Origin of the sequence: Pseudomonas oryzihabitans (assembly GCF_014522265.1) — a bacterium.
GTDB lineage: Bacteria > Pseudomonadota > Gammaproteobacteria > Pseudomonadales > Pseudomonadaceae > Chryseomonas > Chryseomonas aestiva.
This window is the reverse complement of the sequence record NZ_CP017024.1, coordinates 2,416,732-2,441,485: the sequence shown is the minus strand read 5'-3', so window position 1 is coordinate 2,441,485 and position 24,754 is coordinate 2,416,732. Positions and strand designations below refer to the sequence as shown.

Genomic DNA, 24,754 nt, shown 5'->3' with positions numbered 1-24,754 from the left:
GACGGGTGTTCGTTCAGTGGCGTGCGTGGTTTGGCTGGCCAGGTGCCGGCCCGGGAAGTCCCGCCAGCTCTGGCACGTCGCCTGGCCCGCGGCCTGCGCCGATGGACGGCGGCTGCTCGCTGCTGGCGCAGGCCCTCAGGGCGCCTAGAGCGTTGGCTCGGGCCGCTTGGCGGCCCAGTCCACCTGCTGGGGAAGCGTCCGGTCACCTCGGCGCTCAGCGGTCGGGAAACCAGGAAGCCCTGCATGATCTCGCAGCCGTGCTCGATCAGCCAGTCACGCTGCTCCAGGGTCTCCACGCCTTCGGCGATGACTTCCAGATCCAGATTGCGGCCCAGCTCGAGGATGGTGCTGACGATGGCGGCGTCACGCGAGGAATCGAGCATGTTGGCGATGAACAGCTGATCGATCTTGAGGGTATCCAGCTCGAAGTGGCGCAGGTACGCCAGCGAGGAATAGCCGGTGCCGAAGTCGTCCACCGCGATGCGCACACCGAGGGCACGCAGTTGCGACAGCTGCGCCCGCGTGTAGTCGATGTCGTGCATCAGCGCCGACTCGGTCACCTCGATTTCCAGCTGCCTGGGTTGCAGCCCATGGGTCTCGATGATCTGGCGCAGGCTCTCCGCCAATTGCGGCATGCCGAACTGCACGGGGCTGAGGTTGATGCTCAGCAACAGTTCGTCGCCGTAGATCTCCTGCAGGGACTGCAGCTTGGTGGCGCCTTCGCGGAAGATCCAGTCACCGATGCGGTTGATCAGCCGGGTTTCTTCCAGCAACGGGATGAAGACACTGGGCGAGACCTTGCCGGCCACCGTGTGCTCCCAGCGCAGCAGCGCCTCGAAGCCGCGCAGGCGACCATCGCGCAGATAGACCTGCGGCTGGTAGGCAAGCACGAAATCCTTGTTGTCGATGGCATTGCGCACGCTTTCTTCTAGCATCAGCCGGGAACGCGCACGGCCATTCATTTCCGGTGAGAAGAAGCGATACTGCTGGCGCCCGCCACGCTTGGCCTCGTACATGGCGATGTCGGCGGATCTCAGCAGGCCGTCCACGGTATGGCCGCAATCGGGATAGCTGGCGATGCCAATGCTGGCGCCCAGGCTGACCTCCATGCCGTCGATGCGATGCACCGTGGCCAGCAGCTCCAGCAGCTTCTCGGCGACGCGGGCGGCATCCTCGGGATGTTCGAGGGAATCGAGCAGCGCGGTGAATTCGTCGCCGCCCATGCGGGCCAGGATGTCGTAGGGGCGCATGCAGCTCTTGAGCTGCTCGGCAACGATGCACAGCACCCGATCCCCGGCCTCGTGGCCGAGCGAATCATTGATGCGCTTGAAACCGTCGAGATCGATGTAGAGCACGGCCATGCGCTTGCCGTTGCGGCCGCTGCGCGCCAGCGCCGCTTCCAGGGTCTGGTTGAAGCCGCGGCGATTGAGCAGCCCGGTCAGGGCATCGGTGACGGCCTGGGATTCGAGCTGGTCCTGCAACTCGCGCATGCGCGACATGTCCAGGGCGATGATGACCATGGCCCGCTGCATGCGCGGCAGCGGTGCGCAGGACAGCGCCACCGGCAGGCTGTCGCCGCGATTGGTGCGCAGGCGGGCGTCGTGCAGGCGATAGGTCTCGCGGCGGTCGTAGTGTTCCATGAAGGGCGAGGTCTGCCAGTCGTCGAGACCGCTGCCCCCTTCGAGGAAGTCGAGGAAGTTGGCATGCACCAGGTCACTGACGCTGCAGCGCAACATGCGGGCGATGGCGGCGTTGGCGAAGGTCACCCGGCCCTGCTCGTTGACGGTGAGGATGCCCTCGGCGGCATTGTCGAGCAGCGAGTCGCTGAAGGACTTGGCCAGCTCCAGCTGCTGGGTGGCCTGCAGCAACTCGCGACGATTGCGCTCGTGATCGAGCAGCGAGCGCACCTTGTGGCGGAGGATATTGGGATCGACGGGCTTGAGCAGATAGTCGACCGCGCCGGTGGCATAGCCACGCAGCACCGATTCGTAGGAGTGGGCCTCGGCGGAAACGAAGATGATCGGGGTGAAGCGGGTACGCAGGTTGCTGCGCATGATGCGCGCCACCTCGAAGCCGTCCATGATCGGCATCTGGACGTCGAGCAGGACCAGGTCCACGGTTTCGTCCAGCAGGTGTTGCAGGGCACGCTCACCCGAGGCAGCGGTGATCACTCGCCAATTTCCGACCTCCAGCACGGCCTGCATGGCGAACAGGTTCTCCTGGCGGTCGTCCACCACCAGCAACACCGGGCCTTGCTCTGACTGCGGTAACGGGCACTCCATCAAGCCTTTTCTCCCCGCGGCTTCTGCCGCCGTGCAGCAGCCATGGGCGGCTGGCTACCCCTTCCCTTCGTGTCCGTTATGCGATGTGTCGCTCCAACCCTACTAGCGTAGCAGCCGGACAGGCGCCTGCCGCCTGCCATTTGACAGGAGGAGGCCTTTGCGACGTCTATCAGAGCGCAAAATGGAAAAGCAGTTTCCGCCGCCCTTCACGAGGGCGTGGAAACTGCGGTTCACGGGCGACGAGCGGTCATTACTGGGCGGGGGTGCCGGTCGCTCCGGGCAGGGGACGCAGATTGACCTCGACGCGACGATTCTGCGCCCGGCCGTCGGCGGTGGCGTTACTGGCGATGGGCGCATCGGGACCGGCGCCGCGGGTGCTCAGCCGCGCCGCGGGTACGCCCTGGGCGGTCAGGTAGCCGGCGACGTTCTGCGCCCGGCGCTGGGACAACTCGACGTTATGGGCGCGGCTGCCGGTGCTGTCGGTATAGCCGACGATCTCGATGCTGTTCTGATCGAACTGCTTGAAGGAATTGGCCAGGTCGTTCAGCGGCTTGTAGAAGCTGTTGGCGATGTCGGCCGAGTCGGTGGCGAAGGTGATGTTGCCGGGCATGATCAGCTTGATGTCATCGCCCTGGCGCTGCACCTCGACGCCGGTGTTTTCCATCTGCCGGCGCAATTCGGCTTCCTGGCGGTCGGCGTAATAGCCATAGCCCGCTGCCGCTGCGCCCACGGCCGCGGCGCCGATCAGCGCACCCTTGCCCCGATGATTGTGATCGATGGCAGCACCGGCGACGGCGCCGGCGAGAGCGCCCAGGCCACCGTACTTGGCGGTGTTGGAGGTGCCACCGCTGGCCTGACCCTGATTTTCGTAGGGATTGGGGGAAGCGCATCCAGCCAGGGTGGCCAGGGCCAGGCTGGCGAGAAGGATACGGGTGGGCAGCGCCATGTCTTTACTCCTTGAAGATCCATTGCGGCGAATGGGGCCGCACCCGGCAATTCTAGCCGCGTGATCTGAATCGCAACTGAACGAAGCGGCGCCCCTGGACACTTATCGCGATAGTGAGCCTCTAAACACACGATAGGCAGAATCGAAGATGGATAGCTTGCATATCGATTTTTCACGATCTAAGGTTCGCTACAACCCAATATGACGATGCGACCGTGATGGACGAGATCCTCAAAGCCCTGGCCAATCCTCTGCGTCGCCAGATCCTCGACTGGCTGCGCGATCCCCGGCGGTACTTCCCGCACCAGGACCATGACCTGGGCACGGGCGTCTGCGCCGGGCAGATCGAGGCCCGTGCCGGGCTGTCGCAGTCGACGGTCTCGGCGCACCTGGCGGTACTGACCCGGGCCGGCCTGGTCACTACGCGGCGCATCGGCCAATGGGTGTTCTATCAACGCGACGAGGCCGCCATCCAGGCCTTTGTGCAACGTCTCGCTCGCGAACTCTAGTCTGCAAGGAATCCTGATGCCCGCTTCTCTCATCGTGCTGGCGCTGAGCGCTTTCGCCATCGGCACCACCGAATTCGTCATCATGGGCCTGCTGCCCAACGTCGCCGCCGATCTCGGCGTGTCCATCCCCAGCGCCGGCTGGCTGGTCACCGGCTATGCCCTGGGTGTAGCCGTCGGCGCGCCCTTCATGGCCTTGGCCACGGCCCACTGGCCGCGCAAGCGCGCCCTGCTCGCCCTGATGGGCATCTTCATCGTCGGCAACCTGCTCTGCGCGGTGGCCAGCGGCTACAACATGCTCATGCTGGCGCGGGTGGTCACCGCCCTCTGCCATGGCGCCTTCTTCGGTATCGGCGCGGTCGTCGCCGCGAGCCTGGTCCCGGAGAATCGCCGCGCCTCGGCGGTGGCCCTGATGTTCACCGGTCTGACCCTGGCCAATGTGCTGGGCGTGCCCCTGGGTACCGCCCTGGGCCAGGCGGCCGGCTGGCGCTCGACCTTCTGGGCGGTGGTAATGATCGGCGTGGTCGCCCTGATCGGGCTCTGGCGGGTACTGCCGGCCGACCGCAACCAGCCGCGCGCAGACCTGCGCCGGGAGCTGCTCGCCCTGCGCGGCCTGGGCTTCTGGCTGGCGCTGTCGATGACGGTGTTCTTCGCCGCCTCCATGTTCGCCCTCTTCACCTATGTGGCGCCGCTGCTGCAGGAAGTCACCGGTGTCTCGCCGCGCGGCGTGACCGGCACCCTGCTGCTGATCGGCCTGGGCCTGACCCTGGGCAACTTCGTCGGCGGCCGCCTGGCCGACTGGCGCCTGACTACCAGCCTGGTAGGCATCTTCGTCGCCCTGGCGCTGACCTCCGCCGCGCTGCGCTGGACCGGTCATGCCTTCCTGCCGGCGGAAATCACTCTCTTCCTCTGGGCCGCGGCCGCCTTCGCCGCCGTGCCGGCCCTGCAGATCAACGTGGTCACCTTCGGCAAGGACGCGCCGAATCTGGTCTCGACCCTCAACATCGGCGCCTTCAACGTGGGCAATGCCCTCGGCGCCTGGGTCGGCGGCCTGGTGATCGACCACGGCCTGGGTCTTACCGCGGTACCCCTTGCCGCCAGCGGGCTCGCCCTGCTGGCCCTCATCGCCACCCTGCTGACCGCCAGCCAGGCCCGCAAGAGCGGCCTGGCGACCGCCAGCTAATCAAGAGAGCTAGCCATGACTCAGCTGTTCGAGCCGATCAAGATCGGCGCCCTGGAACTGCCCAACCGCGTCATCATGGCGCCCCTCACTCGCTGCCGCGCCGAACCGGGCCGGGTCCCGGGCGACCTGATGGTCGAGTACTACGTGCAACGCGCGTCCGCCGGACTGATCATCACTGAGGCCACCTCGGTGGACCCCATGGGCGTGGGTTATCCCGACACCCCCGGCATCTGGTCCGACGCGCAGGTGGCCGGCTGGCAACGGGTGACCACCGCCGTGCACAAGGCCGGTGGCCGCATCGTGCTGCAACTCTGGCATGTGGGCCGCATCTCCGATCCCCGTTACCTCGACGGCGAACTGCCAGTGGCGCCCAGCGCCATCGCCGCCCAGGGTCACGTCAGCCTGCTGCGCCCCAAGCGTGACTATGTCACCCCGCGGGCGCTGGAAACCGCCGAGATCCCCGGCATCGTCGCCGCCTATCGGCATGGCGCCGAGAACGCCAAGCGTGCCGGCTTCGACGGCGTCGAGGTCCATGGGGCCAACGGCTATCTGCTCGACCAGTTCCTGCAGAGCGACACCAACCAGCGTACCGACAACTATGGCGGCTCCATCGAGAATCGCGCCCGGCTGCTGCTGGAAGTGACCGATGCCTGCATTGATGTCTGGGGCGCCGATCGCGTCGGCGTGCACCTGTCCACCCGTGGCGACATGCATACCATGGGCGACAGCGACCCTGCCGCCACCTTTGGCCATGTCGCCCGCGAGCTGGGCCAGCGCCAGGTCGCCTTCATCTGCATCCGCGAAGCGGCCGGCAGCGACAGCCTCGGCCCGGACCTCAAGGCGGCCTTTGGTGGCGTGTACATCGCCAACGAGAAATTCGACAAGGCCAAGGCCAATGCCTGGCTGGACGAAGGCAAGGCCGATGCCGTGGCTTTCGGCGTGCCCTTCATCGCCAACCCGGATCTGCCGCAACGGCTGGAACAGGACGCCGCGCTGAACGAGCCGCACCCGGACACCTTCTACAGCAAGGGCCCGGTGGGCTACATCGACTATCCGCGGCTGTAATTTTCTTCGCCGTTAGGAAAAGCCCGCCGATTGGCGGGCTTTTTCTTGGGCTTCGCAGGCGGCTGGGATAGCTCTACCGACGAAGCCCAGGGTCACGAGTTCCGTTCATCCCTGTTGGGCTTCGCTGCGCTCAGCGCCAACCTACGCCGGTGTAGGCCAGAACGCGCGGATCGCCGCCACGCCCTGGGCGCCGGCCTGCCAGGCGCCGGCGAGATCGTCATCGCCCAGCCCACCCAGCAGGTAGGCCGGCAGGTTGCAGTCGGCCAGCAGTTGCTGGGCCTTGACCCAGCCGAGGGTCGGGGCGCCGGGATGGCTCGCGGTGGGCATCACCGGCGACAGGGTGATGAAATCCACCCCCATCTGCTGGGCCAGGGCCAGCTCCTCGGCGTCGTGGCAGGAAGCCGCCAGCAGGCGCTGCTCCGGGAAGGGTCGGCCATTGGGCGCATAACGACGCAGTTGCTCGGCGGTCAGGTGCCAGCCGGCGGCAGGAAAATCGCCCAGCCATTCCAGCGGTCCCTTGAGCATCAGCTGGGCGCGTCCGGTGCAGAGCCCCTGGACGTCGCCCGCCAGGTCGCGGTACTGCGGATCGAAGTTGTCCGGCGTGCGCAGCTGGACCAGGCGGATGCCACTGTCCAGGGCCCGGTGCAGGCCGTTGAGCAATTCCGCAGTGGTCAATTCGCCAGGGGTGATGAGGTAGCGGTCTGGCAGACGCGCCGCCTGGACGATGGGCCGGTTGGCCGCCGGGAAGTCGTAGTTGACCAGGTCACGCGGGGCCACCCAGGCCAGCGGCTGGCCTTCGGCGCCATGGGCGTCGCCGCTGAAGGCGTCCACCTGCCAGACATCCAGCAGTACCGCCTGGTCGGGATAGTCGTGGCGCACCTGCAGCAGCGGGCGCGCCGCTGTCACCTGGATACCCAGCTCTTCGGCCAGTTCGCGCGCAAGGGCCACGGCCGGCGCTTCACCGGCCTCCACCTTGCCTCCCGGAAATTCCCAGAGGCCGCCCTGGTGCTTGTGCGCGGGGCGTTGGGCGATAAGGATCTGCCCCTGGGGGTCGCGGATCACCGCCGCGACGACATGCAGACGAGTCATGCGCTCTGCTCCTCCGTTTCAGCCTCCGCCAGCCAGCGCTGGAAGGCCGGCCAGGCGTAGATGGTTTCGACATAGGCGGCCGCCTCGGCCGACAGTTCCACCCCGTAGCTGCGGAAGCGGCTGGCGACCGGGGCATAGAAGGCATCGGCGATGGTCGGCGTACCGAACAGGTAGGGGCCCTGCTGGCCATAGCGCTCGCGGCATTCGCGCCACAGGCGCTGGATGCGCTGGATGTCTTCCACCGCCTCGGCGGTGGTCGACTTCAGCCGCTGGCGGCGACGCAGATCCATGGGCAGCTCGCGGCGCAGGGCCAGGAAGCCACTGTGCATCTCGGCGCACAGGGCGCGGGCATGGGCGCGGGCCAGGGTGTCCGTCGGCCACAGCCCGGCATCGGGATAGGCCTCGGCGAGATACTCGACGATGGCCAGGGAATCCCAGATGGTGCCCTCGGCCAGTTTGAGCACCGGCACCTTGCCGGTAGGCGACTGGGCCTTGAGCAGAGCGCGGCTGTTGGGGGTATAGAGCGGGATCGACACCTCCTCGAAGGCGGCGCCGCTGAGCTCCATGGCCAGCCAGGCCCGCAACGACCAGGAGGAGAAATTCTTGTTGCCGATCACGAGTTGCAGCTGGGACATGCGGGGATTCCTCGAAACGATGCGGTCCGCGAGGACCGCCGCAGGCGCCCGTCGGAACGGGCGCCAAGGCGTCGGGTAGCCGTCAGGTACGGTACTCGGCGTTGATCTTCACGTAGTCGTGGGACAGGTCGGTGGTCCAGATGGTCTCGCTGTGGCTGCCGCGACCCAGCTCGATGCGGATCTCGATCTCGGCCTGGGCCATGACCCGCGCGCCCTGCTCTTCCGTATAGGTGGCCGCGCGACCGCCCTGCTGGCAGATCTGCACGCCGCCAAGGAAGACGTCGATCAGGCTGACATCCAGCTGGGGCACGCCGGCCCGGCCGACGGCGGCGAGGATGCGGCCCCAGTTGGGATCGGAGGCGAACAGCGCGGTCTTGATCAGCGGCGAATGGGCCACGGCGTAGCCGACGTCCAGGCACTCCTGGGCATTGCCGCCACCATTTACCTGCACGGTGACGAACTTGGTGGCACCCTCGCCGTCACGCACGATGGCCTGGGCCAGTTCGGCGAATACCGCGAACACCGCCTCGCGCAGTTGCTCGAAGGCGCCGCCGCTGGGCTGGGTGATTTCCGCCATGGCCGCCTGGCCGGTGGCCACCAGCATGCAGCAGTCGTTGGTGGAGGTGTCGCCATCGATGGTGATGCGGTTGAAGGAGCGGTTGGCGGCGTCGGCCAGCAGATCCTGCAGCAGGCCCCGGGCGACCTTGGCGTCGGTGGCCACGTAGCCGAGCATGGTCGCCATGTTCGGCTTGATCATGCCGGCGCCCTTGCTGATACCGGTCACGGTAACGGTGATGCCGTCCACCTGGAACTGGCGGCTGGCGCCCTTGGGCAGGGTGTCGGTGGTCATGATGCCGGTGGCGGCAGCGGCCCAGTTGTCTTCGGCAAGATCGGCCAGGGCGGCCGGCAGCGCGGCTTCGATCTTCTCCACGGGCAGCGGTTCGCCGATCACCCCGGTGGAGAACGGCAGCACCGCCTCCTCGCCGACGCTGGCCAGGGTAGCCAGGGTCTTGGTGGTGCGCTCGGCCGCGGCCAGACCGGGCTGCCCGGTACCGGCGTTGGCGTTACCGGTGTTGGTCAGCAGGTAGCGCACGGGACCGGCAAAGCGCTGGCGGGCGACGATCACCGGCGCGGCGCAGAAGGCGTTCAGGGTGAAGACCCCGGCCACGCTGGAGCCTTCGGCACAGCGCATCACCACCACATCCTTGCGCCCGGGACGCTTGATGCCGGCGGAGGCGATACCGAGTTCGAAACCGGGAACCGGGTGCAGCGTGGAGAGCGGACCGAGACCGACAGCCATGGGAAAACTCCAGTGAAAGAAAAGGAAACGCCGCGAGCGGAAAACCGGTCGCGGCGTGGAAAGCAGCCTTCCCGCGCTCGCCTCGCCCAGCCTGGGCAAGGGGCGCAGACAGCCTAGCGGGTGGAGTTTACAACCTGTCGGCGCCTATGCCGACAGGTTGCCGTCGCCGCGGCTGCCCGGACCGGCCCTCAGTCGAGCTTGCCGTGGCACTGCTTGTACTTCTTGCCGGAGCCACAGGGGCACGGCTCGTTGCGACCGATCTTCTGGTCATTGCGCTGGGGCTGCAAGGGCACCACGGTGTCCTCGCCCTGCTCGTCCTCGAGCACCTCGGGGTCGACCAGCGAAGGGGCCTCAGCGTGCTGGAACTGCATGCGCTCGGCCAGGGCCTCGGCCTCGCGGCGCATGCGCTCTTCTTCCTCGGCCGGATCTTCCCGGCGTACCTGGACGTGGGACAGCACGCGAATGGTGTCGCGCTTGATGCTGTCCAGCAGTTCCTGGAACAGGTTGAAGGACTCGCGCTTGTATTCCTGCTTTGGGTTCTTCTGGGCGTAGCCGCGCAGATGGATGCCGTGACGCAGGTGATCCATGGTGGTGAGGTGGTCTTTCCAGAGGTCGTCGACCACCCGCAGCAGCATCTGCTTCTCGAAGTTGCGCAGGGCTTCGCGACCGGCCATGTCTTCCTTTTCCAGGTAGGCGGCTTCGAGCTGTTCGAGGATCTTCACCCGCAGGGTGTCCTCGTACAGCTTGTCGTCTTCGTCCAGCCATTGGCCGATGGGCAGTTGCTGACCGAAGACGCTGTAGATCTCGGCTTCCAGGCCGGGAACGTCCCACTGTTCGGGCAGCGACTGCGGCGGGATGTGCTCGTTGACCACCTGGGTCAGGGTCTCCTCGCGGAAGCCCTTGATGGTGTCGCCGACGTCTTCGTTTTCCAACAGGGTGTCGCGCATGTGATAAATCACCTTGCGCTGCTCGTTGGCCACGTCATCGTATTCCAGCAGCTGCTTGCGGATATCGAAGTTGCGACCCTCGACCTTGCGCTGCGCCTTCTCGATGGCGTTGGTGACCATGCGGTGCTCGATGGCCTCGCCACCCTGCATGCCCAGGGCCTTCATGAAGTTCTTCACCCGGTCGGAGGCGAAGATGCGCATCAGGCTGTCTTCCAGCGACAGGTAGAAGCGGCTGGAACCCGGGTCGCCCTGGCGGCCGGCACGACCGCGCAGCTGGTTGTCGATCCGGCGGGATTCGTGGCGCTCGGAGGCGATCACGTGCAGGCCGCCGGCATCGATGACCTGCTTGTGGCGCGCCTGCCAGGCGGCCTTGATCGCGGCGATCTGCTCCTCGGTGGGATTCTCCAGGGCCGCGACTTCCACTTCCCAGTTGCCGCCGAGCAGGATGTCGGTACCACGACCGGCCATGTTGGTGGCGATGGTCACGGCGCCCGGACGACCGGCCTGGGCGATGATCTCGGCTTCCCGTTCGTGGTACTTGGCGTTGAGCACCTTGTGCTCGATGCCGGCCTGGGTCAGCAGCTGGTCGACGTACTCGGAGCTCTCGATGGAGGCGGTACCCACCAGCACCGGACGGCCTTCGGCCTGGCACTGCTTCACGTCCTCGATGATGGCCTGGTACTTCTCGGCCTGGGTCAGATAGACCAGGTCGTTGAAGTCCTTACGGGCGATCTCGCGGTGGGTCGGGATCACCAGCACGTCGAGGTTGTAGATCTGGCGGAATTCGAAGGCCTCGGTGTCGGCGGTGCCGGTCATGCCACCGAGCTTGTTGTAGAGGCGGAAGTAGTTCTGGAAGGTGGTCGAGGCCAGGGTCTGGCTCTCGGGCTGGATCGGCAGTCCTTCCTTGGCCTCGATGGCCTGGTGCAGGCCTTCGGAGAGACGACGACCCGGCATGGTCCGGCCGGTGTGCTCGTCGATCAGCAGCACCTGGTCCTGCTGGACGATGTACTCGACGTTGCGATGGAACAGGGTGTGGGCGCGCAGGCCGGCGAACACGTGGGTCAAGAGGCCCAGGTTGTGCGCGGAGTAGAGGCTCTCGCCCTCGGCCAGCAGACCGGTCTCGGTGAGCATCTCCTCGATGAACTGGTGACCCAGCTCGGTGATCTCCACCTGGCGGGTCTTTTCATCGATGGTGTAGTGGCCGACCTGGGTCGGATTGCCTTCCTCTTCCTCGATGTGCTGTTGCAGACGCGGGATCAGCAGGTTGATCTTCTGGTAGAGCTCGGAGCTGTCTTCGGCCTGGCCGGAGATGATCAGCGGGGTCCGGGCTTCGTCGATGAGGATGGAGTCCACCTCGTCGACCACCGCGAAGTTCAGCTCGCGCTGGTACTTCTCGGCCATGCTGAAGGCCATGTTGTCGCGCAGGTAGTCGAAGCCGAATTCGTTGTTGGTGCCGTAGGTGATGTCCGAGGCATAGGCGGCGCGTTTCTCTTCCGGCGGCTGGAACGGCAGGATGATGCCGACCGACAGGCCGAGGAATTCGTACAGCGGCCGCATCCAGTTGGCGTCGCGGCGGGCCAGGTAGTCGTTCACCGTGACCACGTGGACGCCCTTGCCGGACAGCGCGTTGAGATAGACCGGCAGGGTGCCCACCAGGGTCTTGCCCTCACCGGTACGCATCTCGGCGATCTTGCCTTCGTGCAGCGCGGCGCCGCCGATCAGCTGGACGTCGAAGTGGCGCATGCCCATGACCCGCTTGCCGGCCTCGCGGACCACGGCGAAGGCCTCGGGCATCAGCACGTCGAGGGACTCGCCCTGCGCGACGCGCTGCTTGAATTCCTCGGTCTTGGCGCGCAGTTGCTCGTCGCTCAGGGAGGCAATCTGGGATTCCAACGCATTGGTGGCCACCACGACCTTGCCTAGGCGTTTGACATCTCGTTCGTTCTTGCTTCCAAAGAATTTCTTCAACAAAGGCGCAAACATATCGACTGGAATTCTTCCGCTGGAATGAGGGGAGCGAAACGGGCGGCAAGGCCTCTGCAGAGCCTGGCCAGACGCCTGGGCGCGGGGGTTGAAACCCGCGGTGTCCCGCGATGGTAATCGGGCATTCTACTCGGAAATGCCGATGAGGAAAGAACGACGGCCCCCTGGCCGCCAGGACGCCAGAGCGATCTGTTACCATCGGCGTCTCCTCTTCGCCCATCGCGAGTCCTGCGCATGGCCTTTCGCCCCCTCTCCGCCGTCGCTCCCGCCGCCCTGCTGCGCCAGGCCAAACCGCTCAAGGCGCTGTTTCGCGAGGCCGAGCGGCTGGGCCGGCTGCAACAGTTGCTGGAAGAGCAGCTGCAACCCGCCGCCCGACCTCATTGCCGGGTGGCCAGCTGGCGCGAGGGCACGCTGTTGCTGGTGGTCAACGACGCCCACTGGGCGACGCGACTGCGCTACCAGCAGCCGCGCCTACTGCGCTTCTTGCAGAAGGCACCGGAGTTCGCCGGGCTGACGCGCCTGCAATTCAAGATGCAGCCGAACCCTGGCGTCGCCACCCGTGTCCGGCCATTGCGCCAGGTCAGTCAGGTCGGCGCCGACAGCCTGCGCGAAGTCGCGGCCGGCATCCGCGACCCCAAGCTCAAGGCGGCCCTGGAGCGACTGGCCAGTCGTACCGGCCAGGCCACCGAGTAAGCCCCTAGGTCTTGGCCACCGCCCGCTCGAAGGCGGCGCGGATGCGCTCTTCCGGCAGGTCCATGCCGATCAGCACCACGCGGCTTTCGCGCTCCTCGTCCGGCGTCCAGTCGCGCTCCCAGTCGGCGGCATAGATCTGCTGCACGCCCTGGAACAGCAGGCGGCGCTCCTCGCCCGCGATGTTGAGCAGGCCCTTGTAGCGCAGCAGGTCGCAGCCGAGGGTGTCGAGCAGCATCTCCATCACCTTGCCGATCTTGTCCTGGTCGTAGGGGCGCGACTCGCGGATGGCGATGGACTGGATGCGCTCGGTGAGACTGACGGCTTCCGACACCGGTCGCAGCGGCCGGAACAGCGTCGGTGGCGCCAGGTCCTCGTCGTGCAGGTTGAAGCCGCGGATATCCAGCAACTCGGCCAGGTCGATGCGGCCATGGTCGACATGGCGGATCGGCGCGCGGCGGTTGATGCGCTGCAGGCGATTCTCCAGCGCTTCGACGGCGGCCGGCTCGGCCAGATCGAGCTTGGTCAGCAGCAGGCGATCGGCGAACCCGATCTGCGCCTGCAGCAGCGGATCGCTCAGTTGCTCGCTGGCGTGGACGGCGTCCACCAGGGTCAGCACCCCGTCGAGCAGATAGCGCTCGCGCAGGAGCTCGTCGGTAAAGAAGGTCTGGGCCACCGGACCGGGATCGGCGAGACCCGTGCACTCCACCACCAGCCGCTCGAAATCCAGCTCGCCGCTGTCCAGCCGCTCCAGCAGCACGGTCAGGGCATAGGCCAGGTCCTTGCTGCCGGTGCAGCAGACGCAGCCGTTGGCGACCTTCATCAGCTGCACGGCGCCGGCGTCTTCGAGCAGTTCGCCGTCGACGTCGAGGGCGCTGAATTCGTTTTCGATCACGGCGATCCTGAGGCCGTGCTCGGCCTGCAGGATGTGCTTGAGCAGGGTGGTCTTGCCGGCACCGAGAAAGCCGGTCAGGACGGTGACGGGAATAGGTTCACGCATGGAAAACTCCAGACAGAAAGAGGCCGGGCATGGAGCCCGGCCTTGGAACCTGCTCACGATCTCGCGAGCTAGAGCCAAGCAAGGCCTAGGCGGCCCCACGAAAAGGCCTGAGGAAGCGGATCGGACTCGCGCTCGAGTTTACGAGTGGTAAATGAGCATTCCGACGGGGCTGGCCTTCCAGGGCCTTTTCAACGCCGTTTGGCCGACGCGCAGCAGATCATGAACAGGTTCCAATGGAGACCCTGGGTCAGCAGCAGCGTATGGCGCCGGACTTGCCGCCACCGTAGCGCGCTTCCTGGCGCTCGCGGAAGAAGGCTTCGTAGCTCATCACCGGCTGGTCCGGATGCTTGCCGCGCATGTGCTCGACATAGGTGTCGTAGTCGGGCATGCCCACCAGCATCTTGGCGGCCTGCCCGAGGTATTTGCCCATGCGACCCAGGTCATTGAACATGAGAGTGCTCCTTTAGGAACCCGCTACCGGCTGGAAGGGGGTCTCGCGATCGCTGCGCTCGGGCTTGGCCAGGGCGGCGCGACCGACCTTGATGGAAAAGAACAGGATGCTCATCACCACCACCAGGAACAGCACCGACAGGGTGGCGTTGGTGTAGGCGTTGAAGACGATGTGCTGCATCTGTTCCATGCTCTTGGCCGGGGCGATCACCTGCCCCTGGGCCATGGCGGTGCTGTACTTCTTGGCCAGGGCCAGGAAGCCGACCGCCGGATTCGAATCGAACAGCTTGATCAGGCTGGCGGTGGTGGTGCAGATCAGCAGCCAGACGGCCGGTACCAGGGTGACCCAGACATAGCGCTGGCGCTTCATCTTGATCAGGACCACCGAGCCCAGCATCAGGGCGATACCGGCGAGCATCTGGTTGGAAATGCCGAACAGCGGCCAGAGGGTGTTGATGCCGCCCAGCGGATCGACCACGCCCTGGTACAGCAGCCAGCCCCAGAGGGCGACGCAACCGGCGGTGCCGATGACGTTGGCGGTCCAGGAGTCGGTCTTCTTCAGCGCCGGCACGAAGCTGCCCAGCAGGTCCTGCAGCATGAAGCGTCCGGCGCGGGTACCGGCATCCACCGCGGTGAGGATGAACAGCGCTTCGAACAGGATGGCGAAGTGGTACCAGAAGGCCATGGTGTTCTCGCCCGGCAGCACGTTGTGCATGATCTGGGCGATCCCCACCGCCAGCGTCGGAGCGCCACCGGCACGGGCCAGGATGGTGTGCTCGCCGATCTCGGTCGCAGTGGCCTGCAGCATCTCGGGCGTTACCACGAAGCCCCAGGTGCTGATCTTGGCAGCGACCGACACCACGTCGGCACCGACCACGGCGGCCGGGCTGTTCATGGCGAAGTAGACGCCCGGCTCGATCACCGAGGCGGCGACCATGGCCATGATGGCGACGAAGGATTCCATCAGCATGGCGCCGTAGCCGATGTAGCGGGCGTGGGTTTCCTTGGCGATCAGCTTGGGCGTGGTGCCCGAGCTGATCAGGGCATGGAAGCCGGACACCGCGCCGCAGGCGATGGTGATGAACAGGAAGGGGAACAGGGTGCCCTTCCACACCGGACCGGTGCCGTCGACGAACTGGGTCAGGGCCGGCATCTTGAGCGTCGGCATGGTCACCAGGATGCCGATGGCCAGGGCGATGATGGTGCCGATCTTGAGGAAGGTGGACAGGTAGTCACGCGGCGCCAGCACCAGCCAGATCGGCAGCACCGCGGCGACGAAGCCGTAGCCGATCAGCATCCAGGTGATCTGCACGCCGGTGAAGGTGAAGGCCGGACCCCACACCGGATCGGCGGCGACCACGCCACCGGCCCAGATGGAGGCCAGCAGCAGCACCACGCCGACCAGCGAGATCTCGCCGATGCGCCCGGGGCGGATGTATCTCATGTAGACGCCCATGAACATGGCGATCGGCAGGGTGGCGATCACCGTGAACATGCCCCAGGGACTCTCGGCCAGGGCCTTGACCACGATCAGCGCCAGCACCGCGAGGATGATGATCATGATCAGGAAGCAGCCGAACAGGGCGATGGTGCCGGGGATGCGCCCCATCTCCTCGCGCACCATGTCGCCCAGGGAGCGACCGTTGCGGCGGGTGGAGAGGAACAGCACCACGAAATCCTGCACCGCGCCGGCGAAGACCACCCCGGCGATCAGCCAGAGGGTGCCGGGCAGATAGCCCATCTGGGCAGCGAGCACGGGACCGACCAGCGGACCGGCGCCGGCGATGGCGGCGAAGTGGTGGCCGAAGAGGATGTGCTTGTTGGTGGGGACGTAGTCCAGGCCGTCGTTGTTGAGGACGGCGGGCGTGGCTCTTTTGGCGTCGAGCCCCATCACCTTGGTGGCGATGAACAGGCTGTAGTAGCGGTAGGCAACGAGGTAGATCGCCACGGCGGCGACCACGATCCAGAGGGCGTTGATCGCTTCGCCTCGACTCAGCGCCACGGTACCCAGCGCGAAGGCGCCCAGTACGGCAACGGCGAACCAGGCAAGATGGCTGGCCATTCGGGTCATGCTTGTTCTCCTGCCGCGCACCAGTGGCCGCGGCGATACTTGTTATTGTGAGAGCCCACAGCGGAGCCATATTACTATCGGCGGCTCGACGCGACAGCGAAATTCGCAGAACTACCCAAGGCCCGCTACGTAGTTCTACGTAGAGGGCAGTCCGGACAGGTGCCGATGCAGCTCAAATACAAGATGGTTGCCCTCGGACTGCTGCCCCTGCTGCTGGCGGTGGCCGCGGTCTGCCTGGTGGTACTGGAACAGAGCCAGCGCCTGGGCGAGCAGCAGGCCCGGCTGCTCGAACACAGCATCCTCGGCAGCAAGAAGACCGAGTTGCGCAACTATGTGGAGATGGGCGTCAGCGCCATCCAGCCGCTGTACGGCAGCGGTCGCGACGACGAGGACACCAAGGCCAAGGTACTGGCGCTGCTGGCCAGTCTGAACTTCGGCAGCGACGGCTATTTCTTCGTCTACGACCAGCATGGCCGCAATCTCATGCATCCACGCCAGCCCGAACTGGTCGGCCGGGATCTCTGGCAACTGACCGACGGTACCGGCCTGCTGGTGATCCAGGCGCTGCTCGGGAGCGCCCGGGAGGGCGATGGCTTCCAGCGCTATGGCTGGCAGAAGCCCTCCAGCGGGCAGATGGCGGAAAAGCTCGCCTACGTGACCCAGCTGCAACGCTGGGGCTGGGTGCTGGGCACCGGCCTCTACCTGGACGACGTGGACGCCGCCCTCGCCCAGGTCCGCCACGACGTGGCCGCCGGCATCCGCACCACCCTGCTGGCCAGCGCCGGGGTGGCCCTGGTGGCGGTGCTGCTGGTGTTCGCCGGTGGCCTGACGCTCAACGTCAGCGAACACCGCCTGGCCGATCGCAAGCTCAAGCAGCTGACCCAGAGACTCATCACTTCCCAGGAAGAGGAAAGGTCGCGGCTGTCACGCGAGTTGCACGACGGCATCAGCCAGTTGCTGGTGTCCATCAAGTTCCAGTTCGAACTGGCCAGCCGCGAACTGGGCGCGGGCAAGTCCAACGCCGGCGAGACCCTGCGCGAGGGCACCCAGCGCCTGGCCGCCGCCATCGGCGAGATCCGCCGCATCTCCCACGACCTGCACCCTTCCCTGCTGGACACCCTCGGCCTGCCTGCCGCGCTCGGCCAGCTGGTGGAGGAATTCCGCCAACGCAGCGGCCTGGACGTGGACTATCGGCAGACCCTGGACGACAGTCCCGCCGGCGGCGACATGGACGTCGCCCTGTTTCGCATCGTCCAGGAGGCGCTGACCAACATCGAGCGCCACGCCGCGGCCCGGCGCGTGGTCATCGACCTGCAACGCCGCGGTCGCTGGATCTGCCTGACTGTGCACGACGACGGCCGCGGTTTCGATACCGGCCAGGTGGAGCGCCTCAGCGGCGGCATCGGCCTGCGCAACATCCGCGAGCGGGTGGAGCTGTTCGGGGTCGCTGCGCCATCCAGTCCGGACCCGGCGGCACGACCCTCGACGTGGTTCTGCTACGCTCGGACCTCCCGGCCGACGAGGAAAGCCCGACATGACGCCCATCCGCATCCTCCTGGTCGACGACCATGCCCTGGTCCGCGCCGGCGTGCGGGCGCTGCTGGGAACCATCGAGCGCTTCGTCGTGGTCGGCGAGGCCGGCAGCGGCGCGGAGGCCCTCGACCTGCTGGCGCGCCTCGATCCGGACATCCTGCTGGTGGACATCGGCCTCAAGGACATCAATGGCCTGGAGCTGACCGCCCTGATCGCCGAGCGCGCACCCCGCGCCCGGGTACTGATCCTGAGCATGTACGACAATCGCGAGTACGTAAGCACCTCGCTGCGGGTTGGCGCGGCCGGCTATGTACTCAAGGATGCACCCTCGGAGGAGATCATCGCTGCGGTGGAAGCCCTGGCGGTCGGCGGCCGCTTCTACAGCAGCGCCATCGCCGCCCGCCTGGGCGAAGGGGGCGCCAGCGAGGGCGACCTCACGCCGCGGGAACGCCAGGTGTTGCTGCTGATGGCCCAGGGTCTCAACAACAAGACCATGGCCCAGCAACTGGGGCTCAGCGTGCGCACGGTGGAGACCCATCGCCTGAGCATCCGCCGCAAGCTGGACATCCAGAAGCCGGCCGACCTGGTCCGCCATGCACGCGAGTACGGCTGGCGCCCCGAGGGCACGTCCAGCGTCTGACCAAGGCCACTGCTCGCATCCTGGCGACCAATGAGCCCTCTCGCTGTGGCTCCGCTGGCCGCAGCCGGCTACCCTTCCAGGCGCAGTCGATACGGGACGGCCACGGTCGTCTACAGTGATCAGGAAACCTCAGGAAGCCTTTCCATGAACGACACCAACGAGCGTCGCCGCTTTACCCGCTTCACCTTCGATGCCCCTGCGCAGTTGCACCAGGGTGAGCACCAGTGGGCAGCGCCCGTCGACGACATCTCGCTCAAGGGCGTGCTGCTGGCGCGGCCCGCCGACTGGTCGGCCCAGCCAAGCGCCACCTATGAACTGCGCGTCCTGCTGAACGATGAGGCCCAGGTGACCATGGGCGTGGAGCTGGTGCGGGAAACTCCCGAGCAGCTGGCCTTCGCCTGCCGCCAGATCGACCTGGATTCCATCAGCCACCTGCGCCGCCTGGTGGAGCTGAACCTGGGCGACGAGACCCTGCTGGAGCGCGAGCTGGCGGCATTGGGCACGCCCTGAGCGACCTGGGTGGGTTGGGTTGAGCGAAAGCGAAACCCAAGGCGCGAGGCTCAGCCCTGGCTGTCGGGCTTCGACGATGAGGCCATCTCAACCCAACCTGTAACGGTAGCCTTGTAGGTTGGGTTGAGCGAAAGCGAAGCCCAACGGAGCGCGAGGCTCAGCCCTGGCTGTTGGGCTTCGACGATGAAGCCGTCTCAACCCAACCTACACGGTAGCCTCGTAGGTTGGGTTGAGCGAAAACGAAGTCCAACGGGTTTAGAACTCCAGATGCAGACCCACCACCAGGCGCGCGTCGTGGGTGTCTTCGCCCTCTTCCCGCGCCATGGCGGCGGTATTGCCATGGGTGGCGTTCCAAGACACCCCGACATAGGGCGCGACCTCCGGGGTCACCTGGTATCTCAGGCGCAAGCCTGCCTCGCTTTCGGCAAAGCCGGCGCCCTGGCCGCGGGACTCGTCGTTGCGACCGTAGAAGTTGAGCTCGGTATGGGGCTGGAGGATCAGCCGCTGGGTCAGGGCCCAGTCGTATTCGGCTTCCAGGCGCAGGGAGGTCTGGCTGTTCTCGCCGAAGAAGGCGGTGATCTCGATGTCGAGATCCTCGGGATCGTGCTCCTGGATGCCCAGGGCCGCCCAGGTCTGTGGCGAGCCGGGTTTGAAATCCTGGCGGATGCCGGCCACGCTGCCCCAGCCCTTGGCCAGGCTGTGCCCCCAGAGCGCCTGCACCTCGGCTTGCTCGGTGTGGCCGTTGGTACGCTCGCCCTGGCTGCGGAAATCCAGGCGATTGGCACCACCGCCCAGCGCCCAGCCCTCCAGATCCCAATTGAAGACGCTGCCTTCGTCGGCATGCTGCCACTCCAGCTGGTCCACCTCCAGGCTGGCCGGGCGGAGCTGCTGGGATCGGCGGCCTGGACCAGGCCACTGGTGGCAAGGGTGGCAAGGAACAGGGAAAGCGGGAGCAGACGAGGCATGGCGGGTATCCGGGTTCGTGGAAGCGCCTGATAGACCACCCTGCCCCGCCGAGAGTTTTAAAAAATATTACAAATGCTGCCCAGGGCTATTCGAAGAGCGCATCCAGCGCCTGCTCGAGGCGGGTCACCGCGACTACCTGCAGACCGGGCGGCGGATCCTTGGGAGCATTGCCCTTGGGTACGATGGCACGCTTGAAGCCATGCTTGGCGGCTTCCTTGAGGCGCTCCTGGCCACTGGGCACCGGGCGGATCTCGCCGGACAGGCCGATCTCGCCGAACACCAGCAGGTCGTGCGGCAGGGCGCGGTCTCTCAGGCTGGAGATCACCGCCGACATCAGCGCCAGATCCACCGCCGTCTCCAGCACCTTGACCCCACCGACCACGTTGATGAAGACGTCCTGGTCGTAGGTGGGAATGCTGCCATGGCGGTGCAGCACCGCCAGCAGCATGGCCAGGCGATTCTGGTCGAGGCCCACGGTGACCCGGCGCGGATTGGCCAGGTGACTGGTGTCCACCAGGGCCTGCACCTCTACCAGCATCGGCCGCGAGCCCTCCCAGGTCGCCATGACCACGCTGCCGGCCACCGCTTCCTGGGCACGGTTGAGAAAGATCGCCGAGGGGTTGGAGACCTCCTTGAGGCCCTTGTCGGTCATGCCGAACACGCCCAGTTCGTTGACCGCGCCGAAGCGGTTCTTGACCGCTCGCAGCATGCGCAGACGGCCGTCGGACTCGCCCTCGAAATAGAGCACGGTGTCGACCATGTGCTCGAGCACCCGCGGCCCGGCCAGGGCGCCTTCCTTGGTGACGTGGCCGACCAGGAAGATGGCGGTGCCGGTCTGCTTGGCGAATCTCACCAGCAGCGCCGCGCTCTCGCGTACCTGGGCCACGCCGCCGGGAGCGGACTGCAGCTGTTCGGTGAAGATGGTCTGGATGGAGTCGATCACCATGACCCGCGGCTTTTCCTGGCGGGCGGTGGCGACGATGGTCTCGATGCAGGTCTCGGTCATGACCTTGAGCTTGTCTTCCGGCAGCCCCAGGCGGCGGGCGCGCATGGCCACCTGCTGCTGGGATTCCTCGCCGGTGACATAGAGCGCCGGCATGCGCGCCGCCAGGTGGCAGAGGGTCTGCAGCAGGATGGTGGACTTGCCGATGCCGGGATCGCCGCCGATCAGCACCACGGAGCCATCCACCAGGCCGCCCCCCAACACCCGGTCGAGTTCGGTGGAGTCGGTGGTGAAGCGCGGGGTCTCCTCGACGCTGACCTCGGCCAGGGTCTTGATGGTCGCCTGCGCCCCGGCCCAGCCGGCGCGACCGGAAGGGACGGCGGAGGTCTCGACGACGGTTTCCACCAGGGTGTTCCAGGCACCGCACTCGCCGCACTGACCCGCCCACTTGGGAAAGGTGGCGCCGCATTCGGTGCAGCCGTAGAGACGCTTGGCCTTGGCCATGGCGAAGTTCTCCAGTCGAGAAAGGAAGATTCCCAGCATATCACGACTGGATGCATAGACAGTAAAAAGGCGCGATCCCGGGGGAGCGCGCCTCTCTCAAAAGCGGACTTGAGCCTTAGTTGCCCTCGCCACCCGGCTGACGCAGCATGGTCAGGGCCTGGTTGGCCTGGGCAATGCACTTCTTCTCGTCGCCGGCCTTCTGTGCCTCCATGGCGCTCTTGCGGAAACCGGCGATCTGCTGGGCCTGGGAACTGCCCGGGCCGATCATGTTGGTCTTCATCTTGCTGGCATCGTCCAGCTTCTGCAGCTGGACCGCGCACAGATCCTTGGCGAATACGGGTGCAGCGGCGAACATCATCAGGGCGATCAGGGCGGTACGCTTCATGGGGACATCCTCGTTGGGAGGGCCAGGTAGGCCGGATAAACCTCGCTCACCCGGCGAAATTCGCCTGGGGTACCCCATTGACCGCCAGGTACCGCTGGTCGTTCAGCGCCTGGTCATCAGTGTCTGCTGCGAGGTTCTGGCGCTAGTGCTTGAGCGTCGACACCATCTCCACGTCGCCCCGTAGCCAGACCGGCAATGCCTGCTGCCAGCGCTCCTGTTCGAGCAGCTGCAGGTTGGCCAGCAGGCGGCTGTATTCGGCGAATTCGAGTTGTACGCGACGGCGCTGGGCTTCCACGGCCGCCTCGGTGATCCACAGGTGCCACTGCTGGTACATCGCCACTTCGTCGGTCATCGGTCCTCTCCTGGGAGGCCATGATGGCAACGCCGGCGGCCCTTGCCAATCGCATAAACGTGGGCTCGGCACCAAGGGCCGAGCCCGGCACGGCTAGGACGGGTATTTCAGCTGTTGAGCGATCTTGTCCTTGAGCAGGACCCGTTCGCGCCGCAGGCGACCCAGTTCCTCGTCGCCGCTGGATTCTTCCACCTCCTCCATATCGAGGATCTGCTGGTCGAGCTTGGCGTAGTCTTCCAGCAGCTTGGCAAAGGCCGCATCGGTCTGGGGACGGCTGTCCAGCTGCTCGGCGTATTCGGGAAAGTCTTTGTGCAGGTCGTGTTTGGCAACCATCAGGGGCTCCTTGGGGGCGAGAAGTGGAAGTCGCGAGGGTTGCAGCCCTCGGCGTACAAGGGTGGACCCGGCCCCTTCGACAAAGTGCGACAGCCACGACCAGCTGCCGATTTCGCGGCGATTTGCCGCTGCCGGGGAACCTCTGGACCGCTCGCAGGGTTCCAAACCCGAGCGAAGCGAGCACAATCGTCTATCGTCTATCGTCTCTTCGAAACCATCCAAAGGAGTGCAGCATGAGCATCATTGCCGAGTTCAAGAAATTCGCCATGAGAGGCAACGTGGTCGACCTGGCGGTCGGCATCATCCTGGGCGCGGCTTTCGGCAAGATCGTGTCGTCCTTCGTGGCCGACATCATCACGCCGCCACTGGGCCTGTTGCTGGGGGGCGTGGATTTCTCGCAGCTGGCGATCACCCTGCGCGCGGCCATGGGCGACCAGCCGGCGGTGGTGATGTCCTATGGCAAGTTCCTGCAGACCATCTTCGACTTCGTGATCATCGCCTTCGCCATCTTCATGGCGATCAAGGTGCTCAACCGCCTGCGTCTGCATCAGGAGGCCGCCCCGTCCGGCCCGACCAAGGACCAAGTCCTGCTGACCGAGATCCGTGACCTGCTGAAGGAGCAGAACAGCCAGCCGACGGTGGCCCCTGTGGTGAAGCAGGAACCGCCGGTCAACCCGCTGTAAGCCTTTCAAAGGCGGCTGCGCGTCGGCCAACCTGCGTTGAAAATGGCCTGGGTCGCCAGCCCGGTCGGAATGCTCATTTACGACTTGTAAACTCCGCTTCCTCAGCCATTTTCGCCTTGTTTGACTCTAGCTCGCAGCCTTTGAACAGGCTTACACAACGCCCGCCTCGCTAGGAGGCGGGTCGCTCCAGGCGGATCCAGCCGATCCGCCGATCCTTGACCGACTCCACCGTCAGCTGCCAGCCCTGGTATTCCAGGCGATCGCCGGCCACCGGCAGGCGCCCCAGCAGGTCCACCACCAGGCCGCCGAGGGTTTGGTAGTCCTCGTTTTCGGCGATCTGGAAGCCGGTGCGCTGCGCCAGTGGATGCAGCGTCAGGCCACCGCTGGCGCGATAGCCGTTTTCCACCTTTTCCAGCTCCGGCAGGCTGTCCTCGCTGGCATCCGGCAGTTCGCCGGCGATGGCCTCGAGAATGTCGGTCAGGGTCAGCAAACCTTCGAAGCCGCCGAACTCGTTGACCACAAAGGCCACGTGGGTCGAGGCCGCACGCAGTTGCTCCAGGGCGCTGAGCACCGAGGCCTGGGCCGGCAGATGGATGGGTGTACGTACGCGATTGCGCAGGTCGGGGGTCTGCCCCTGCAGGATGTCGGTGAACAACTCCTTCTTGTGCACGTAGCCCAGGGGTTCATCGATATTGCCGTTGACCACCAGCGGCAGGCGCGAGTGGGCCGAGGCCAGCAACTGCTCGCGCAGGCGCTCCGGGGCGGCATCGGCATCGAGGATGTCGACGTCGGCGCGGGCGGTCATCACCGTGCGCACCGGGCGCTCGCCCAGTTGCAGCACACCACTGATCATCAGCCGCTCGCGGCGATCGAAGATCGGGCCTTCGCCCTTCTCGCCGTCCATCAACTCGGCGATGTCCTCGTCCACCTCGTCTTCGCGCAGGCGACCGCCCAGCAGGCGCAGCACGGCCTGGGAGGTCCGCTCGCGCATGCCGAGGCGCTCGTGCAACTGGCGCTTGCGCTTCCAGCGCACCACCTGGTTGGCCAGCTCGATGAGGATCGAGAAGCCGATGGCGGCATAGAGATAGCCCTTGGGAATGTGGAAGCCCAGGCCTTCGGCGGTCAGGCTCAGACCGATCATCATCAGGAAGCCCAGGCACAGCATGATCACCGTGGGGTGGGCGTTGACGAAGGCGGTCAGCGGCTTGCTCGCCACCAGCATCAGACCGATGGAGATGATCACGGCGATCATCATCACGCTCAGGTGCTCGACCATGCCCACGGCGGTGATGACGGCGTCCAGCGAGAACACGGCGTCGAGCACCACGATCTGCGCGACCACCGGCCAGAAGGCCGCGTAGGCGCGATTGCCCCCGGTCTTGTGGGTATGGCCCTCGATCCGTTCGTGCAACTCGGTGGTGGCCTTGAACAGCAGGAAGATACCGCCGAACAGCATGATGAGGTCACGACCGGAGAAGGCCTTGCCGAAGACCTCGAACAGCGGTTCGGTGAGGGTCACCATCCAGGAAATGCTGGCCAGCAGGCCCAGGCGCATGATCAGCGCCAGCGACAGGCCGATCACCCGCGCCCTGTCACGCTGCGCGGGCGGCAGCTTGTCGGCGAGGATGGCGATGAAGACCAGGTTGTCGATGCCCAGGACGATTTCCAGGACGATCAGGGTGAGCAGTCCCAACCAGGCGGTGGGATCGGCGATCCATTCCATCAGCAGCGGACCTCCGTCTGAAAGGGCCGAACGGC

General features: G+C 66.0%; 19 protein-coding genes and 4 pseudogenes. 8 read left to right on the top strand and 15 right to left on the bottom strand.

The genetic code is table 11. The features are described from left to right. Positions 1-144: 144 nt before the first annotated feature. Positions 145-2,282 (bottom strand): annotated as a pseudogene (locus tag BGI51_RS11235) (putative bifunctional diguanylate cyclase/phosphodiesterase). Between the two features lie 250 nt (positions 2,283-2,532). Continuing rightward, positions 2,533-3,251 (bottom strand): annotated as a pseudogene (locus BGI51_RS11230) (OmpA family protein). A gap of 195 nt (positions 3,252-3,446) precedes the next feature. On the opposite strand from BGI51_RS11230, the gene BGI51_RS11225 reads away from it, so the two are divergent. The 3 genes from BGI51_RS11225 to BGI51_RS11215 are packed head-to-tail and all read left to right on the top strand — an operon-like array spanning position 3,447 to position 5,982. Continuing rightward, positions 3,447-3,737: an ArsR/SmtB family transcription factor gene (locus tag BGI51_RS11225; protein ID WP_187981311.1), complete on the top strand. Its 291-nt coding sequence runs from the start codon at positions 3,447-3,449 to the stop codon at positions 3,735-3,737. A 16-nt stretch (positions 3,738-3,753) separates the two neighbouring features. Then, on the top strand, positions 3,754-4,917 hold the full coding sequence (locus BGI51_RS11220) for an MFS transporter (RefSeq protein WP_187981177.1): 1,164 nt from the start codon (positions 3,754-3,756) through the stop codon (positions 4,915-4,917). A gap of 15 nt (positions 4,918-4,932) precedes the next feature. After that, positions 4,933-5,982, top strand: a complete 1,050-nt coding sequence (locus BGI51_RS11215; protein ID WP_093254064.1) for an alkene reductase — start codon at positions 4,933-4,935, stop codon at positions 5,980-5,982. Between the two features lie 141 nt (positions 5,983-6,123). Here BGI51_RS11215 and BGI51_RS11210 read toward each other — a convergent pair whose 3' ends face one another. From BGI51_RS11210 to secA, 4 genes are all read right to left on the bottom strand, one after another. Beyond that, positions 6,124-7,071 (bottom strand): Nudix family hydrolase, encoded by a 948-nt coding sequence (locus BGI51_RS11210; protein ID WP_187981176.1) that lies wholly within the window; start codon positions 7,069-7,071, stop codon positions 6,124-6,126. Beyond that, a complete protein-coding gene (locus BGI51_RS11205; protein ID WP_133862118.1) occupies positions 7,068-7,706 on the bottom strand; it encodes a glutathione S-transferase family protein in 639 nt (212 codons plus the stop codon). The genes BGI51_RS11210 and BGI51_RS11205 overlap by 4 nt, the downstream gene beginning before the upstream one ends. An 82-nt stretch (positions 7,707-7,788) precedes the next feature. Beyond that, the gene (gene argJ / locus BGI51_RS11200; protein WP_187981175.1) at positions 7,789-9,006 is read right to left on the bottom strand and encodes a bifunctional glutamate N-acetyltransferase/amino-acid acetyltransferase ArgJ; all 1,218 of its coding nucleotides are present in this window, start codon (positions 9,004-9,006) and stop codon (positions 7,789-7,791) included. 188 nt (positions 9,007-9,194) lie between these two features. Then, on the bottom strand, positions 9,195-11,936 hold the full coding sequence (gene secA, locus BGI51_RS11195; RefSeq protein ID WP_187981174.1) for a preprotein translocase subunit SecA: 2,742 nt from the start codon (positions 11,934-11,936) through the stop codon (positions 9,195-9,197). A 234-nt stretch (positions 11,937-12,170) separates the two neighbouring features. Here secA and BGI51_RS11190 point away from each other — a divergent pair, with 234 nt between their 5' ends. Continuing rightward, a complete protein-coding gene (locus tag BGI51_RS11190; RefSeq protein ID WP_187981173.1) occupies positions 12,171-12,629 on the top strand; it encodes a DUF721 domain-containing protein in 459 nt (152 codons plus the stop codon). Between the two features lie 4 nt (positions 12,630-12,633). Here BGI51_RS11190 and yjiA read toward each other — a convergent pair whose 3' ends face one another. The 3 genes from yjiA to BGI51_RS11175 form a co-directional block, all read right to left on the bottom strand. After that, positions 12,634-13,626 (bottom strand): GTPase, encoded by a 993-nt coding sequence (gene yjiA / locus BGI51_RS11185; RefSeq protein ID WP_187981172.1) that lies wholly within the window; start codon positions 13,624-13,626, stop codon positions 12,634-12,636. Between the two features lie 247 nt (positions 13,627-13,873). Then, positions 13,874-14,077, bottom strand: a complete 204-nt coding sequence (locus BGI51_RS11180; protein WP_007162682.1) for a YbdD/YjiX family protein — start codon at positions 14,075-14,077, stop codon at positions 13,874-13,876. A 12-nt stretch (positions 14,078-14,089) separates the two neighbouring features. Then, positions 14,090-16,147, bottom strand: coding sequence for a carbon starvation CstA family protein (locus tag BGI51_RS11175; RefSeq protein WP_187981171.1), 2,058 nt, complete (start codon positions 16,145-16,147; stop codon positions 14,090-14,092). Between the two features lie 165 nt (positions 16,148-16,312). Between BGI51_RS11175 and BGI51_RS11170 the strand changes: the two are divergent. The 3 genes and pseudogenes from BGI51_RS11170 to BGI51_RS11160 all read left to right on the top strand — a co-directional run bounded on the left by BGI51_RS11170 (position 16,313) and on the right by BGI51_RS11160 (position 18,830). After that, positions 16,313-17,685 (top strand): annotated as a pseudogene (locus tag BGI51_RS11170) (cache domain-containing protein). Continuing rightward, positions 17,682-18,320 (top strand): response regulator, encoded by a 639-nt coding sequence (locus tag BGI51_RS11165; RefSeq protein ID WP_187981170.1) that lies wholly within the window; start codon positions 17,682-17,684, stop codon positions 18,318-18,320. The pseudogene BGI51_RS11170 and the gene BGI51_RS11165 overlap by 4 nt, the downstream one beginning before the upstream one ends. A 144-nt stretch (positions 18,321-18,464) precedes the next feature. Beyond that, positions 18,465-18,830 carry a PilZ domain-containing protein gene (locus BGI51_RS11160; RefSeq protein WP_187981169.1) on the top strand — a complete coding sequence of 122 codons (366 nt, stop codon included), beginning with the start codon at positions 18,465-18,467 and terminating at the stop codon, positions 18,828-18,830. Between the two features lie 255 nt (positions 18,831-19,085). Here the strand turns inward: BGI51_RS11160 and BGI51_RS11155 are convergent. The 5 genes and pseudogenes from BGI51_RS11155 to BGI51_RS11135 form a co-directional block, all read right to left on the bottom strand. Then, positions 19,086-19,691, bottom strand: a pseudogene (locus BGI51_RS11155) (copper resistance protein B); the annotation flags it as partial. Between the two features lie 190 nt (positions 19,692-19,881). Further along, positions 19,882-21,243, bottom strand: coding sequence for a DNA repair protein RadA (gene radA / locus BGI51_RS11150; RefSeq protein WP_017639095.1), 1,362 nt, complete (start codon positions 21,241-21,243; stop codon positions 19,882-19,884). 115 nt (positions 21,244-21,358) lie between these two features. Further along, a complete protein-coding gene (locus BGI51_RS11145) occupies positions 21,359-21,628 on the bottom strand; it encodes a hypothetical protein (protein WP_187981168.1) in 270 nt (89 codons plus the stop codon). Between the two features lie 142 nt (positions 21,629-21,770). After that, on the bottom strand, positions 21,771-21,980 hold the full coding sequence (locus BGI51_RS11140) for a hypothetical protein (protein ID WP_183633565.1): 210 nt from the start codon (positions 21,978-21,980) through the stop codon (positions 21,771-21,773). A gap of 93 nt (positions 21,981-22,073) precedes the next feature. Beyond that, entirely contained in the window at positions 22,074-22,313 is a 240-nt protein-coding gene (locus BGI51_RS11135; protein ID WP_187981167.1) for a YdcH family protein, read from the bottom strand. Positions 22,314-22,546: 233 nt separating this feature from the next. Here BGI51_RS11135 and mscL point away from each other — a divergent pair, with 233 nt between their 5' ends. After that, entirely contained in the window at positions 22,547-22,996 is a 450-nt protein-coding gene (mscL, locus tag BGI51_RS11130; protein ID WP_187981166.1) for a large-conductance mechanosensitive channel protein MscL, read from the top strand. Between the two features lie 169 nt (positions 22,997-23,165). Here the strand turns inward: mscL and BGI51_RS11125 are convergent, their stop codons facing one another. Beyond that, positions 23,166-24,719: a TerC family protein gene (locus tag BGI51_RS11125; RefSeq protein ID WP_187981165.1), complete on the bottom strand. Its 1,554-nt coding sequence runs from the start codon at positions 24,717-24,719 to the stop codon at positions 23,166-23,168. Positions 24,720-24,754 lie beyond the last annotated feature (35 nt).

Coding starts and splice junctions, on each gene's coding strand:
- BGI51_RS11140 (WP_183633565.1), bottom strand. CDS start 21,980: ATGACCGACGAAGTGGCGATGTACCAGCAGTGGCACCTGTGGATCACC.
- BGI51_RS11215 (WP_093254064.1), top strand. CDS start 4,933: ATGACTCAGCTGTTCGAGCCGATCAAGATCGGCGCCCTGGAACTGCCC.
- BGI51_RS11220 (WP_187981177.1), top strand. CDS start 3,754: ATGCCCGCTTCTCTCATCGTGCTGGCGCTGAGCGCTTTCGCCATCGGC.
- BGI51_RS11180 (WP_007162682.1), bottom strand. CDS start 14,077: ATGTTCAATGACCTGGGTCGCATGGGCAAATACCTCGGGCAGGCCGCC.
- BGI51_RS11190 (WP_187981173.1), top strand. CDS start 12,171: ATGGCCTTTCGCCCCCTCTCCGCCGTCGCTCCCGCCGCCCTGCTGCGC.
- BGI51_RS11225 (WP_187981311.1), top strand. CDS start 3,447: ATGGACGAGATCCTCAAAGCCCTGGCCAATCCTCTGCGTCGCCAGATC.
- BGI51_RS11175 (WP_187981171.1), bottom strand. CDS start 16,147: ATGACCCGAATGGCCAGCCATCTTGCCTGGTTCGCCGTTGCCGTACTG.
- BGI51_RS11205 (WP_133862118.1), bottom strand. CDS start 7,706: ATGTCCCAGCTGCAACTCGTGATCGGCAACAAGAATTTCTCCTCCTGG.
- BGI51_RS11160 (WP_187981169.1), top strand. CDS start 18,465: ATGAACGACACCAACGAGCGTCGCCGCTTTACCCGCTTCACCTTCGAT.
- BGI51_RS11145 (WP_187981168.1), bottom strand. CDS start 21,628: ATGAAGCGTACCGCCCTGATCGCCCTGATGATGTTCGCCGCTGCACCC.
- secA (WP_187981174.1), bottom strand. CDS start 11,936: ATGTTTGCGCCTTTGTTGAAGAAATTCTTTGGAAGCAAGAACGAACGA.
- BGI51_RS11135 (WP_187981167.1), bottom strand. CDS start 22,313: ATGGTTGCCAAACACGACCTGCACAAAGACTTTCCCGAATACGCCGAG.
- yjiA (WP_187981172.1), bottom strand. CDS start 13,626: ATGCGTGAACCTATTCCCGTCACCGTCCTGACCGGCTTTCTCGGTGCC.
- argJ (WP_187981175.1), bottom strand. CDS start 9,006: ATGGCTGTCGGTCTCGGTCCGCTCTCCACGCTGCACCCGGTTCCCGGT.
- radA (WP_017639095.1), bottom strand. CDS start 21,243: ATGGCCAAGGCCAAGCGTCTCTACGGCTGCACCGAATGCGGCGCCACC.
- BGI51_RS11210 (WP_187981176.1), bottom strand. CDS start 7,071: ATGACTCGTCTGCATGTCGTCGCGGCGGTGATCCGCGACCCCCAGGGG.
- BGI51_RS11125 (WP_187981165.1), bottom strand. CDS start 24,719: ATGGAATGGATCGCCGATCCCACCGCCTGGTTGGGACTGCTCACCCTG.
- mscL (WP_187981166.1), top strand. CDS start 22,547: ATGAGCATCATTGCCGAGTTCAAGAAATTCGCCATGAGAGGCAACGTG.
- BGI51_RS11165 (WP_187981170.1), top strand. CDS start 17,682: ATGACGCCCATCCGCATCCTCCTGGTCGACGACCATGCCCTGGTCCGC.